This window comes from Sphingomonas sp. jy18 (genome assembly GCF_056931895.1).
The window spans coordinates 35,052-47,321 of sequence record NZ_JBXPBT010000005.1 but is presented as its reverse complement, the minus strand read 5'-3'; the positions used below and the strand labels follow the sequence as shown (position 1 = coordinate 47,321).

Annotated in this window: 14 protein-coding genes; 3 read left to right on the top strand and 11 right to left on the bottom strand. The window is 67.1% G+C overall.

Going from position 1 to position 12,270, the window contains the following annotated elements:
• Positions 1-20: 20 nt before the first annotated feature.
• The 4 genes from AC0QC4_RS12990 to AC0QC4_RS12975 all read right to left on the bottom strand — a co-directional run bounded on the left by AC0QC4_RS12990 (position 21) and on the right by AC0QC4_RS12975 (position 3,368).
• Entirely contained in the window at positions 21-818 is a 798-nt protein-coding gene (locus AC0QC4_RS12990) for a 3'(2'),5'-bisphosphate nucleotidase CysQ (protein ID WP_483660340.1), read from the bottom strand.
• On the bottom strand, positions 811-2,160 hold the full coding sequence (locus AC0QC4_RS12985) for a TldD/PmbA family protein (protein WP_483660339.1): 1,350 nt from the start codon (positions 2,158-2,160) through the stop codon (positions 811-813). Before AC0QC4_RS12985 ends, AC0QC4_RS12990 begins: the two co-directional genes overlap by 8 nt.
• Positions 2,161-2,208: 48 nt before the next feature.
• The gene (locus AC0QC4_RS12980; RefSeq protein ID WP_483660338.1) at positions 2,209-2,520 is read right to left on the bottom strand and encodes a hypothetical protein; all 312 of its coding nucleotides are present in this window, start codon (positions 2,518-2,520) and stop codon (positions 2,209-2,211) included.
• A gap of 338 nt (positions 2,521-2,858) precedes the next feature.
• A complete protein-coding gene (locus AC0QC4_RS12975) occupies positions 2,859-3,368 on the bottom strand; it encodes a DUF2306 domain-containing protein (RefSeq protein WP_483660337.1) in 510 nt (169 codons plus the stop codon).
• Positions 3,369-3,424: 56 nt separating this feature from the next.
• Between AC0QC4_RS12975 and AC0QC4_RS12970 the strand changes: the two genes are divergently transcribed.
• Positions 3,425-5,182: a DUF885 domain-containing protein gene (locus AC0QC4_RS12970; RefSeq protein WP_483660336.1), complete on the top strand. Its 1,758-nt coding sequence runs from the start codon at positions 3,425-3,427 to the stop codon at positions 5,180-5,182.
• 24 nt (positions 5,183-5,206) lie between these two features.
• On the opposite strand, the gene AC0QC4_RS12965 is transcribed toward AC0QC4_RS12970, so the two are convergent.
• The 5 genes from AC0QC4_RS12965 to dnaN all read right to left on the bottom strand — a co-directional run bounded on the left by AC0QC4_RS12965 (position 5,207) and on the right by dnaN (position 9,617).
• Entirely contained in the window at positions 5,207-5,773 is a 567-nt protein-coding gene (locus AC0QC4_RS12965; RefSeq protein WP_483660335.1) for a hypothetical protein, read from the bottom strand.
• A gap of 50 nt (positions 5,774-5,823) precedes the next feature.
• Positions 5,824-6,315 (bottom strand): demethoxyubiquinone hydroxylase family protein, encoded by a 492-nt coding sequence (locus tag AC0QC4_RS12960; protein ID WP_483660461.1) that lies wholly within the window; start codon positions 6,313-6,315, stop codon positions 5,824-5,826.
• A gap of 53 nt (positions 6,316-6,368) precedes the next feature.
• Positions 6,369-6,839, bottom strand: coding sequence for a disulfide bond formation protein B (locus tag AC0QC4_RS12955; protein WP_483660334.1), 471 nt, complete (start codon positions 6,837-6,839; stop codon positions 6,369-6,371).
• Positions 6,840-6,970: 131 nt separating this feature from the next.
• Entirely contained in the window at positions 6,971-8,359 is a 1,389-nt protein-coding gene (locus AC0QC4_RS12950) for a S41 family peptidase (protein ID WP_483660333.1), read from the bottom strand.
• A 142-nt stretch (positions 8,360-8,501) separates the two neighbouring features.
• The gene (gene dnaN / locus AC0QC4_RS12945; RefSeq protein ID WP_483660332.1) at positions 8,502-9,617 is read right to left on the bottom strand and encodes a DNA polymerase III subunit beta; all 1,116 of its coding nucleotides are present in this window, start codon (positions 9,615-9,617) and stop codon (positions 8,502-8,504) included.
• Between the two features lie 179 nt (positions 9,618-9,796).
• Between dnaN and AC0QC4_RS12940 the strand changes: the two genes are divergently transcribed.
• Together AC0QC4_RS12940 and AC0QC4_RS12935 are read left to right on the top strand one after the other, a co-directional pair.
• A complete protein-coding gene (locus tag AC0QC4_RS12940) occupies positions 9,797-10,420 on the top strand; it encodes a histidine phosphatase family protein (RefSeq protein WP_483660331.1) in 624 nt (207 codons plus the stop codon).
• Positions 10,417-10,878 (top strand): hypothetical protein, encoded by a 462-nt coding sequence (locus AC0QC4_RS12935; RefSeq protein WP_483660330.1) that lies wholly within the window; start codon positions 10,417-10,419, stop codon positions 10,876-10,878. Before AC0QC4_RS12940 ends, AC0QC4_RS12935 begins: the two co-directional genes overlap by 4 nt.
• A gap of 8 nt (positions 10,879-10,886) precedes the next feature.
• Here the strand turns inward: AC0QC4_RS12935 and AC0QC4_RS12930 are convergent, their stop codons facing one another.
• On the bottom strand, positions 10,887-11,297 hold the full coding sequence (locus AC0QC4_RS12930; protein WP_483660460.1) for a low affinity iron permease family protein: 411 nt from the start codon (positions 11,295-11,297) through the stop codon (positions 10,887-10,889).
• Between the two features lie 46 nt (positions 11,298-11,343).
• On the bottom strand, positions 11,344-12,231 hold the full coding sequence (locus AC0QC4_RS12925) for a dienelactone hydrolase family protein (protein WP_483660329.1): 888 nt from the start codon (positions 12,229-12,231) through the stop codon (positions 11,344-11,346).
• Positions 12,232-12,270 lie beyond the last annotated feature (39 nt).

The window sequence follows — 12,270 nt, the reverse complement described above, 5'->3', positions numbered from 1 at the left end:
GCGGGTGTGCCGCTGGCCAGCTAACCTGCGAGGGTGGCGGCACGGCCCGCCAACCTCTGTACCACCGCATCATGAATGCCGGGCACACTGGCGATCACGCCAAAGGCCTGCGCACGGGGGGTGTTGAAGGCAAGCGGCTGTCCGAAAGCGTCGGTCACCACCGCTCCCGCTTCACTCGCGATGAGGGCCGCCGCCGCGATGTCCCACTCGAATCCCCAGCGCAGCGTCGCCACCAGATCGGCCTGGTCGGATGCGACCATCGCCATGCGCAAGGCAATGCTGTTGGGCTGGTGCACCAGTGTCAGGTCACTGTCGACACGCGGCAGGCTGGTCGCTGGAACGCGCGCGCCGGACAACGCCATCCGTTGCCCTGCGGCGATGCCCGCGCCGTTCATGCTCGCCCCGCGCCCGGCCTGTGCAACCCACAGCTCGTCACGGGCCGGCGCATAGAGCACACCGAACACCGGCCGGCCGGAATCGACCAGCGCAATCGACACGGCCCATCCGGGGCGGCCCCGCAGAAAGTCCCGCGTGCCGTCGATGGGGTCGACACACCAGATGCGCTGCCGGGCGAGTCGCGACGGGTCGTCGGCGGTCTCTTCGCTCAGCCAGCCGGCGTCTTCGTCAATCGCGCCGAGCATCGCCTTCAGGCGCCGGTCGGTTTCGATATCGACCTCGCACACCAGGCTTTCGTCGGCCTTGCTCCACTGATCGAGATCGCCGCCGCCCCTCAGATGCCGCCATTGGCCCAGTGCCGCGTCGCCGACTTCGCGCGCAGCGGAGATGACCGCTTCGGTGGGGATAGTCCGCTCAGTCACCCGCCACCGTCATGCTGTCGGTGCGCAGCGTCGGCACGTGCGTCGCGTGGCGCGTGTCGAGATCGCTCGCCGCGCGCAGGTCGGCAAACATGGCGAGCAGATTGCCGGCGATGGTGAAGCCGGCAACCGGCCCGGCAAGGCGCCCGCCGACGATCCGCCATCCGGACGCGCCACGACTGTAATCGCCGGTCAGCATGTCCGCCCCCTGCCCGATCAACTCGGTGACCAGAACACCTTCGACGATATCCGCCATCAGCGCGTCCCGGCTCTCTGAACCGGGCAACAGCGTCAGATTGCCGGTGCTGATCGCACCGCCTCCGCCGCCATTGCCGGTCGGCGCGCGGCCGAGCTGCCGGGCGGAAGCAAGGTCGCACAGCCATGGGCCGATCACCCCGCCATCGATCAGCCGCCGTGGCCGGGCCGGCAGGCCCTCGCCGTCGAACGCGTGGCTCTTGCTGCCGCGCGGCCGCAGCGGATCGTCGACGATGGCGATGCCGGACGGGAACAGTTGCTCCCCCTCATGGCCGATCAGATAGCTTTTGCCCCGCGCGATCGCAGGGCCGCTCATGCCGCTGACCAGATGGCCGATCAGGCTGCCTGCCACCCGCGGATCGAACAGCACCGGCATAGGGCCACTGCGCAGAGCTGCCGGGTCGAGGCGGGCAACAGCGCGCTCGCCGGCGCGGCGGCCGATGCTTTCCGGGCTGGCGAGATCGGCGAGATGCCGGGCATCGTGCCAGTCATAATCGCGCTGCATTCGCTCGCCTTCGCCGGCCAATACGCTTGCCGAGAGGCTGTAGCGGGTTCCGCTGCTGGTCCCGCAAAAGCCGTTGCTGGTGACATGCGCCTGATGGCTGATGCTGACGGAGGCATAGCCGCCTTCGCTGTTGCTGACGCCCGACACCGCACGCGCCGCATCCTCTGCCTCCAAGGCCAGCGCCTTGAGGCGATCGGGTGCAATCTCTCCGGCAGGGTCGACCAGATCGAGGTCAGGAACGGGCCCGCTGACCAGATACTCCGCTGGGGCAAGTCCGCACCAAGGATTGTCCGGCGCCAGCCGCGCCATCGCCACCGCGCGCTCGACCAGCGCGTCGAGTGCGTGGGGGTCGCTGTCCGCCGTGGAGACCGTTGCCGAGCGTTTGCCGACATAGACCTGAATCGAAAGATCCGCCTCTTCCGACCGCCCGACGTCTTCGAGCAGCCCCAGGCGCACGCCGATGCCGCTGGCAATGGCTGTGCGGGCCACCGCTTCGGCGCCGTCTGCGCCCGCGCGGCGCGCGCGCGCCACGGCATCGGCAGCGCGATCGGCTAGGTTGGCCAGCTGTGTCTTGGTGTCGCTCATCTGCCCGCGATAGAATCGCGAGGGGCAATGGTCAAAGCGGCAGTCGCATCAATGCGCCGCAGCCTGGGCTGCAACGGCAAACAAACCGATCCACGCGGTCGGCACGATGCATGCGAGCCGCCACAACCGCTCCCGGTCCTTGCGGAAACGCACGGTCAGGCCTGGGCCGGGCAAGGCGGTATCGGCCAGCCGCGACCAGCGCCGCTCCAGCCGACGCGAAAAGGGCACTGCGACGAGTACCAGCAGAGCGAGCGCGACAAAGGGCAGCATCTGGCCGCCTGGCATGCCGCTGAGCGCAATCACGCCGACGATCTGCAGCGCGGCAAACAGCAGCAGCGCCCCCGACGCATGCCAGCTCATGGCCCGCGCCAGCCGCGCCGCACCATGGCGGGAACAAAAGGATTCTGCCGTCCGGGACCCCGGAAATACACTGGCCATTGCGACCCCGCCTATTGTGATTGTTTGTTTGTCCGCAGAATCCACGGGGAGCACCCGGGGTCAATTTGACGCTACGGCGCGACTCACCGATTCGGCGCGGCAATAGAACGTTTGACCGCATTAGCCGTTTTTTTGTTACAATGCAGCGCGCCGCAGCGGTTGTTCAACGTCCCCCGCAGCACTCGATCGGTGCGAAGATTGCTGAAATCCGCAGGTTTGCGGAAGCAGGAAAAGGCCGATGTGGCTCCGAGTCGCGCCGTTCAGCCGAACAACATGCTCCCCAGCAATCGATTGAAGGGGAAGGTGAAGAAGCCAGCAATCAGCACCGCCCCGAGGACCATGCCATGCACTGCCCGGCGGTGGCGCACCGCGTCGTGCTGGCGCGCCCTGATCACGATCAGTGGCGCCTGAATTATCGTCCAGATGGACAATATGTGGATCGGGCTGAAATCGCCGCGGTTGATGACGCGTATGTCGAGGCTCACCAGCGCGGTCAGCAGCATGGCACTGACCCAGACATAGCCCAATCGCCGATGCAGCCTGTCCCCGCGCTTGCGCAGCAGCATCAGCGGGGTCAACGCCATGGCGACGACGATCAACGCGATATGGACCCAGATGTTGAGCGGGATACGTGGCCAGAAGGCGCTGCCGCGCAGCAAAGCGGCGATGGTGGCCGAGAGAATGATGGCGGCGCCGATCGCAAGCAACCTGTCGGCCGAACCGACCGCCGTCGGCCTTGCCGCAGCCGGAACAGTTGATACTGTCGCCATCCCATCGCCCCTTGGCGGCGCACCATCTCCATGCGCCGGTTGTCTGGAGTCTTAGCATGCACGCCATGGTCCGCAATTGCATCAGTGCGCTGATTTTGCTTGCCGTTTCCACCCCCGCGCTGGCTGGCCCGGCTGAGGATCTGGCAGCCGTGGAGCGCGATTACGAAGCCTGGCTGCTGCGTGAAAATCCGGAATATGCCACCGCCCTCGGGGTGCGGGACTATGACGATCGCGTCACCGATATCAGCCTTGCGGCGATGGACCGGCGCGCGGCCGACGCCCGCGCCTTTCTAGGCCGGCTCGATGCCATAACGGTCCCGGCGCTTTCCGCCGACGATCGTACCGACCACGCGATCATGCGCCGCCAGCTCTCCGATCTGGTCGAAGCGAACGGCTTCGGCCAGCGCATGATCCTGTTCACCACTTACGCCGGCTGGCATCAGCAATTCGCCGGGCTGGCCGACAGCCTGCCCTTCGACCGGCTCGCCGATTACCGCAGCTATGTGCACCGGCTGGCCCAATATCCCGCCGTCAACGACGAAGCGCTGCGGATCAGCCAGCAGGCGCTCGACGGCGGCTATGCGCTGCCCTGTGCCGTGCTGGGCGGCACCGAACGCGGCATCGCCGGCCTGATTGCCGAGGATGTGGCGCAGTCGCGCTATTTTGCGCCATTCACGCGCGCGCGCCCCGCCGATGCCAGCGAGGCTGAATGGGCCGCGCTGCAAGCCGAGGTGCGCCGCGTCATCGAACAGCAGATCTACCCGGCGCTGCGCCGGCACCGCGACTGGTTCGTCACCAGCTACCTGCCGCGCTGTGCGCAGGCCGTCGGCGTATCGGCGCAACCCGACGGCGCGCGCTATTACGCCTTCCGTATCCGCCAGGAAACCACCACCGATCTCACGGCGGACCAGATCCACAATCTCGGCCTGTCAGAGGTGGCCCGCATCCGGGCAGAGATGGAGCAGGTTGCGGCGCGCGCCGGTTTTGCCAGCCGTGAAGCCTTCATTGCCGATCTGCGCAGCAACCCGCGCTACTACGCGCAGACGCCCGAAGAACTGATGATGCGCACCGCGCGCATCACCCGCCGCATCGACGGCTTCATGCCGCGCCTGTTCGGCCGGCTGCCGCGCCTGCCCTACACCATCCGGGAAATCCCCGCGGAAACCGCCGAAGGCACAACCACGGCCTATTATTCGCAAGGCTCGGCGAGCGCCGGCATTGCCGGCACCTATTATGTCAACACCTCCAAGCTCGACCAACGCCCCTTGTGGGAGATACCCGCGCTGAGCCTGCATGAGGCCGTGCCCGGCCATCACAACCAGATCGCGCTGCAGCAGGAGCTGGACATGCCGCGCTGGCGGCGCGACTTCACCTACTTCACCGCCTATACCGAAGGCTGGGGGCTCTACTCGGAGCGTCTGGGCATCGAGATGGGCCTGTACGATTCGCCCGAGACCGACATGGGCCGTCTGTCATACGAAATGTGGCGCGCCTGCCGTCTGGTGGTCGACACCGGGCTGCACGCCAAGGGCTGGACCAAGGAGCAGGCGGTCGCCTTCATGCGCGACAACAGCGCCCTGTCCGATGCGAACATCGATGCAGAGGTCAATCGCTACATCAGCTGGCCCGGCCAGGCACTGGGTTACAAGATTGGCGAACTGCGCATCAGGGGCCTGCGCGAACGGGCCGAGCGCGAGCTGGGTGGCCGGTTCGACATCCGCGCCTTTCACGATGTCGTGCTGGCACAAGGCTCGGTGCCGATGGATGTGCTGGAGGCGCGCGTCGGCGAATGGATCGCCAGCCAGGGTCAATAATCGGGTGCTGACGGTGCCGCCGGATTATCGCGGCGGCGGCGCCGGCAACGGCTCGGCATCGACATTGGCAGCCGCTTCTTCCGCCGCCTGCTCACGCGCGATGCGCGCCCGTTCGTCGGCCAGCACCTGCTCCTCGACCGCCTGTGCCTCGGCATCGAAGCCGGCCATGCGCTGGCGGCGCTGCTCGGCAACCGCCTCGGTCCAGTCGGTGCTCGCCGCCTGCGCGCGTTCGGCATAGGCATTGTCGACCAGCTGGCTGACGCAGCCGGTAAAGCCGCCCAGCCCCGTCGGCGAACAGCTGTCGGTGCCGAAGCGGCCGACGCGCTCGATGCTGCGCACCCGCGATGTCCAGCTTTCGCGCGCCGGATCATTGGGGTTGCCGCGCAATTCGGGCGGGATGCGATAGCGCTCGCCCTCGTCCATCCGGCCGCACACGACGATCTCGTCTCCGGTAGCGGTCGGGCATGGGTCATCGCCATAGACGATCACCTGATTGACCCGCTCGCCACCGCCAGTCGGTGCCTCGCTCTGCGCCAATGCAGGCGACGCTGTGGCGAGCAGGAGAGCGGCAATGGTGAGTGCGCGGGTCATGATGGCGATACTGTCCTGTGCTTGCTTGCCCGCTGCTGAACGGACGGTCTTCAAATACGTTGCGACACGGCGATGGCGGCGCGGCAGCCCGCCCGGATCAGCGCCGACAACAGCGGATAGCCCGGCGCGCGTTCCGCCCCGGCCTCCAGCGCATGGTCGCGATGCTCCAGTTCCTCCGCCTGGAAATCACGGATGGCCTCCGCCAATTCGGGGTCGCTGCTGCCCAGTTCGTCGAGTTGCGCCGAATAGTGACGGTCTATCTCGGTTTCCACCGCCGCAGTGCACGCCATCGCCGCTTCCGGCCCGATTGCGGCGGTGACCGCACCCAGTGCGAAGCCGGCGGCATTCCACAGCGGATGCAGCAGCGTCGGCCGCACGCCGCGCTCGGCCATCACCCGGTCGAAGAAGTCGAGGTGCCGCTGCTCCTGCGCTGCCATATGCGCGATCGCGCTCGCGCCCGGGCCACTCTGTCCCAGTACCGCCAGTTGTCCGGCATAGATGCGCTTGGCCCCGAATTCGCCTGCCTGGTCGACGCGGATCATCGCCGCGCGCGCTCGCTGGCTCGGGGGGCGCCGGCTATGGGTCAGGGCAGCAGTCACGCAGCACTCCTATCGCGGCGGAGCAGCAGCAGGATAGCCGCTGCGCCGCCACCTGAGAATATGGCGTTGAAGCCCGCCAATGAAACCCCCCACAAGGTCCAGGGCGCGACATCGCAGCGCACCATAGCAATATTGTTGAGCAGATCGTCGAAATCGACATTGCCGCGCGTCGCACAGCTGGTCACGCCTTCCCACCAGCCATATTCGACCCCGGCGTGGAAGACGCCGATGGCACCGCTGATGGCGATCAGCAACGCAGCCACAAGGATCAGCCGTCGCTGCCATGGCGCAGGCACGACGAAAGCGCCAAGCGCCGGCACGAGCGCGGCATAATGCGGCCAGCGCTGCCAGTGGCACATCTCGCAGGGCGGCAAACCGAAACCGAGTTGGGCGATCCACGCGCCGCCAAGCAGCGCCGCGGGGGTGGCAAGGGCAAGCAGGCGGGCGGTGGCGGACGGGTTGGTCATCGGAGAGACTGCGGCCTTCTTCCTCATTATCGTTCCGGGCTCGACCCGGAACCGCTCGCGGAGCAGCGCAACACCGATAGCGGCCCGGGGTCAAGTCCGGGGCGATCGGAAACCCGTCGGTGTCGCCAATATCAGCGTTGCGCGCGGACCGGGCGCTGTGCTGCCGGACGACGCGCCAGCTCCGCTACCAGCCGCGGGTTGCGGGCGAGGCGGGCCATGGTCTGCGTTGCATAGTGCAGCTGGAAATCCTCGATGCCCTGCTCGCGCAATTGTTCAGGCGTCTGGCTGAAGCGCGGATCGGTGGTACCGTCATCCTCCAGCCCCTCGTCGCTGACGCGCGCGTCATTGACCAGGTGACGGCGCAGATCGGCCTCGCGGAACACCGGACGCGTGCGATAGTCGGGATCGGAAATCTGCGGCACGCGGATGTCGGGGATGATGCCGCCTTCCTGCACCGATCGGCCGGACGGCGTGAAATAGCGCGCCGTGGTCAGCCGCAGCGCCGTGGTATCGGACAGCGGCAGCACCGTCTGCACGGACCCCTTGCCGAAGCTGGTCTCACCCATGACCAGCGCCCGATGATGGTCCTGCAGCGCGCCGGCAACAATCTCGCTTGCCGACGCGGAGCCGGCATCGATCAGCACGATCACCGGCAGGCCACCGGCCGCATCGCCGGGTCGGGCGTTGAAACGTTCGATATCGCTCGCCCGCCGCCCGCGCTGCGAGACGATTTCGCCGCGCTCGAGGAACAGGTCGCTGACTGCCACGGCCTGGTCGAGCAGGCCGCCGGGGTTGGAGCGCAGATCGAGCACCCAGCCGGTCGGCTTGCGGCCCAGCGAGCGTTCCACCGCGATCATCGCGGCTCGCAATTCGCCAGCGGCATTTTCGGAGAAGCTGTTGAGGCTGAGCACGCCGACGGTGCCCTGCACTTCCCACGTCACCGGCTTCAGCACGATCACTTCACGCGTGATGGTAGCCTGGATCGGCTCGTCGCGACCGGGCCGGACCACGGTCAGGCGAATGGTGGTGCCCGGTTGGCCGCGCATCTTTTCCACCGCCTCGTCGAGGTTGAACCCGAGCAGCAGTTCGCCGTCGATATGGGTGATATAGTCGCCAGCCTTGATGCCAGCGCGGTCGGCCGGCGTGTCGGCCTGCGGCGCGATGACCTTCACCGCACCGTCTTCCATCGTCACCGACAGGCCAAGACCGCCATACTCGCCATCGGTCTGGGTGCGCAGGGTCGCGAAATCGCGGGCGTCGAGATAACCCGAATGCGGATCGAGCGAGGCCAGCATGCCTTCGATCGCGCCTTCGACCAACCGGCTGTCATCGACCGGCTCGACATAATTGGCCTTCACTTCCTGGAACACGTCCATGAACCGCGCCAGCTCGGTGCGCGTCGAGCTTTCCACGGCCGCCATCGCGCTCGCCGTCAGCGGCACGACCAGGACCATCGCCATCGCAGCGGCAGGGCGGGCATAGCGGAAAAGCGAAAGGCGCTGGGCGGGTCGGTTGGCCATAGTCGGTCGCACTCGTCAGTTGCTGTGCCTCCGCGCGCGAAGGCTGGAGGCACAATCTATGCCGGTTAAGCGGATATGCAAAGACCGCTTAACCATGAAACTGTCCCCTGACTTTCGCCGCGCGCCGCCCCCGGCGGTCGGGTCAAACCCGCATCGGCATCAGCACGTAGAGCGCCGGGCTCTTGTCATTTTCCTTGATGAGGGTCGGCGCGCTGGCATCCGCCAGGTGCAGTTCGACGGTATCGCCATCGATCTGCGCGATTATATCCTGCAGATAGCGTGCGTTGAAACCGATCTCCATCGGCGCGCTGGCATAATCGCCGCTGACCTCCTCGGTCGCCGTGCCATTCTCCGGGCTGGTCACCGACAGCGTGACGCGATCCGCATCGAGCGCCATCTTCACCGCCCGGGTCTTGTCGGTGGCGATGGTGGCGACGCGATCGACGCCCTGGCCGAAGCTCTTGGGATCGACCTTGAGCAGCTTGTCGTTGGCCGTCGGGATGACGCGGCTATAGTCCGGGAAGGTGCCGTCGATCAGCTTGCTGGTCAGCACCGCGCTGCCCAGGGTAAAGCGGATCTTGGACGGACTCAGTTCCACCTGCACCCGGCCCTCGCCGACTTCCTGGAGCAGCTTGTGCAGCTCGCCCACGCATTTGCGGGGCACGATCACGTCGGGCATCGATTCCGCACCGGCCGGACGCGGCAGCGTGTAGCGGGCCAGACGATGGCCGTCGGTGGCGGCGGCGCGCAGCAGGCCGGCGCCTTCGTCGGACACATGCAGGAAGATGCCGTTGAGATAATAGCGGGTCTCTTCGGTCGAAATTGCAAAGCGCGTCTTTTCGATGATGCGGACAATGTCCTTGGCATCGAGTTCGAAACTGGTGGGCAGCTCGCCCTCGGCAATGACCGGGAAATCGTCACGCGGCAGCGTCTTCAGCTTGGATTGGTAGCGGCCGGCGCGGACCACCATCTCGCCATCGGCAGCGGCCAGGCTGACCTCGCTGCCCTCAGGCAGCTTGCGGGCGATTTCGAACAGCAGGTGCGCGGAAACGGTGGTAGCGCCGGCCACTTCGACCCGCGCATCGACAGTCTCGACGATCTGCATGTCGAGGTCGGTCGCCATGACCCGGATCGCGCTGTCCCCAATGGCCTCGATCAGCACGTTGGACAGGATGGGGATGGTGTTGCGCCGTTCCACCACCGACTGGATGTGGCCCAGGCACCGCAACAATGTCGCCCGCTCGATTCTCGCCTGCATGACCGTCCTGTTCTTTCCTTCTTTGCCGCCGTGGCGGGTGCCAGCGACGTTCGGCGCTTGGCCGATTCCCCTGCGCCGTGGCACAGCCATCCTTAACGCGCTGTTCGCGAGTCGCAAGGACACGGGGGCGGCGATGTTTGGCCAGTCGCGGGCAAACAGGCAAGCTGGATGGGAAACAGGTGACGACAAACGGCAAATTCTACATCGCCCGCCATGGCGAGACGATATTCAACGCTGACAGGCGCATGCAGGGCGCGCTGGGCCATACACCCTTTACCCGCAACGGCTTCCGGCAGATCGATGCGATGGGCGCCGCGCTTGCCAAGCGGATCGACCCGGCAAGCACGCTCGACCTGTGGGTCTCGCCCACCGGCCGGACGCTGCAGACGCTGGCAATCCTGTGCGAGCATCTCGGCCGCGACTGGCATGGAGCTCATCGTGACGAGCGTCTGGTGGAAATCGGCATGGGGAGCTGGGACGGGCGCTTCTATGCCGATATCGTCGCAGAGCATGGGCCGATCTACAGCGAGAGCCATGCCGTCTTCACCCATGTCGCGCCGGGTGGCGGTGAGAGCTATGCCGATGTCCGCGCCCGGCTCGAGGACTGGCTCGCTTCGCTCGATGGCGATGCCGACCGGCTGGTCGTCACCCATGGCGTAACCGCCGCCGTGCTGCGCGGCCTGCTGACCGGCGGGGATCGCCGCCACCCGGTGTGCGGCACCGCGGTCGGCGCCCCGGTTCCGCAAGGATCGCTGGTAGTGATCGAAAACGGCGTCGAAGAACAGATATTGGTGTTGCCGTGACGCGCTGGCCGGCGCTTGCCCTGCTGCTGCTGGTTGCTGCGCCCGCAGCGGCCCGCGATTCGCTGGGCATATTCGGCGACTGGGCCGCCTTTCGCGACCCAGCCGCCCGAGGCGCGCCACTGCGCTGCTACGCCATCGCCGAGCCGGACGAGGCCAATGCGCGCGGCTTCTACGCGACCGTCGGTCACTGGCCGGCGAGCCGGGTGCGCGGGCAACTCTACATCCGCCTGCCGCAGGCCTTGCGCGGCACCGCCAGCCTGCAGGTCGGCAGTCGTCGTTTCATTCTCACCGCGCGTGGCACCGGCCTGTGGGCCGCCGATGCGCGCAGCGATGCCGCCATCGTGGCGGCGCTGCGCGGATCCAGCCGCATGCAACTCACTGCCGGCCGACTGCGCGCCACCTGGCGGCTGCGCGGTGCGGCGACGGCCATCGACGCGGCGGCGCTGGGCTGCGTATAAGCGGGCGCCTATCGCCGCAGCAGCAATCGCGACACCGCCGCATGGCTGGCCTCGCGTCCCTCTTCTGCTGCAATCGCCTCGCGCTCCAGCGCCGCACGGATCTTCTCGAGCTGTACGTCGGTCAGATGCTCGATACCGATGAATTCGTTGCGCGCCTCAGCCGTCGCGCGGATCAGCTCGTCGAGCTTGGCCTGCAGCGCTGCCGCATCGCGGTTCTGGCTGTTCTGGATTACGAAAACCATCAGGAAGGTGATGATGGTGGTCGAGGTGTTGATCACCAGCTGCCACGTGTCGGAATAGTCGAACAGCGGCCCGGTCACCGCCCAGATGACGATTACCGTCACCGCGACGATGAACGCCAGCGGCTGACCGGCAGCGGCGGAAACGCGCGAGGCGATGGCGGTGAAGATGCGGTCGATCATGGGGCGGCCTCCGGTGCGGGCAGCCTCTGCCCGCACCAGGACGCTACAGCCGCTCGGCGAACAGCGCCAGCATCCGGCCCCACGCCCGTTCGGCTTCCGCTTCGGCATAGACCGGCGAGTCGATCGTGCACCAGCCATGCTGGGCAGGATAGACCTCGATCTCGGCAAAGCGGCCGGCGGCATCGGCAGCGGTGCGCAGCGTATCCTTGTCCGTCGGCGCCCGGGCATCGTCATTCTGGGCGATGGCGATCAGCATGGCGGCGTTGAACCCTGCAATCAGCCGGTGCGGGCTGTCAGGCGCCTCGGTGACGAGACCGCCGCCGTGGAAGGAAGCAATTGCCCCGACCCTTGCCGGGCGCGCAGCCGCAGTGCGGAAGGTGAAGGGCCCGCCCATGCAATAGCCGATGCTGGCGATCTTCCTCGCGCCATCCACTTCGGCCTGCCCGTCCAGCCAGTCGGCGAACGCCCCGCCGTCGCTGGCGATACCGCCCGAGGATAAAGCCGCGATCATCGGCTGCAGCCGCGCGCGCCCCGCATCGGTGCGCCATTCCGCAAAGCTCGCCAGCACCGGCGCCGGCGACGAGCGGTAATATTGATTGACCACCAGCACGGCATAACCTGCCTGCGCCAGACGTGTCGCCATGGTGCGATAGGCATCGCGCAGTCCGGCTATGTCCGGCCACAGGATCACGGCCGGGTGGCGGCCGCTGGCCGGGTAGACGAAGAACCCGTCCATTCTGCCGTCGGGCGTCGTCACCTCGACAGCGCGTGACGCGGTGGCGGGCATGGCTGAACCCTGCTGCGCCTGGGCGCAGCCCGGCATCAGTGCCAGCGCACCGACGCCCGCGCCCAAGGCCGCGAATTCGCGCCGCCCCAGCCGCCGACCGAGCAGCCAATGGGCATTATCCTGTTCGGTGATGTCGTCGCACATGAAGCCTGTTCCTCGTCTGCTGGCATCCCCCGTCGCCGA

Bases quoted from the DNA above. Each gene is read 5' to 3' on its own strand.
- AC0QC4_RS12985 (WP_483660339.1), bottom strand. From the start codon at position 2,160: ATGAGCGACACCAAGACACAGCTGGCCAACCTAGCCGATCGCGCTGCC.
- AC0QC4_RS12980 (WP_483660338.1), bottom strand. From the start codon at position 2,520: ATGAGCTGGCATGCGTCGGGGGCGCTGCTGCTGTTTGCCGCGCTGCAG.
- AC0QC4_RS12975 (WP_483660337.1), bottom strand. From the start codon at position 3,368: ATGGCGACAGTATCAACTGTTCCGGCTGCGGCAAGGCCGACGGCGGTC.
- AC0QC4_RS12970 (WP_483660336.1), top strand. From the start codon at position 3,425: ATGCACGCCATGGTCCGCAATTGCATCAGTGCGCTGATTTTGCTTGCC.
- AC0QC4_RS12965 (WP_483660335.1), bottom strand. From the start codon at position 5,773: ATGACCCGCGCACTCACCATTGCCGCTCTCCTGCTCGCCACAGCGTCG.
- AC0QC4_RS12960 (WP_483660461.1), bottom strand. From the start codon at position 6,315: ATGATCCGCGTCGACCAGGCAGGCGAATTCGGGGCCAAGCGCATCTAT.
- AC0QC4_RS12955 (WP_483660334.1), bottom strand. From the start codon at position 6,839: ATGACCAACCCGTCCGCCACCGCCCGCCTGCTTGCCCTTGCCACCCCC.
- AC0QC4_RS12950 (WP_483660333.1), bottom strand. From the start codon at position 8,359: ATGGCCAACCGACCCGCCCAGCGCCTTTCGCTTTTCCGCTATGCCCGC.
- dnaN (WP_483660332.1), bottom strand. From the start codon at position 9,617: ATGCAGGCGAGAATCGAGCGGGCGACATTGTTGCGGTGCCTGGGCCAC.
- AC0QC4_RS12925 (WP_483660329.1), bottom strand. From the start codon at position 12,231: ATGTGCGACGACATCACCGAACAGGATAATGCCCATTGGCTGCTCGGT.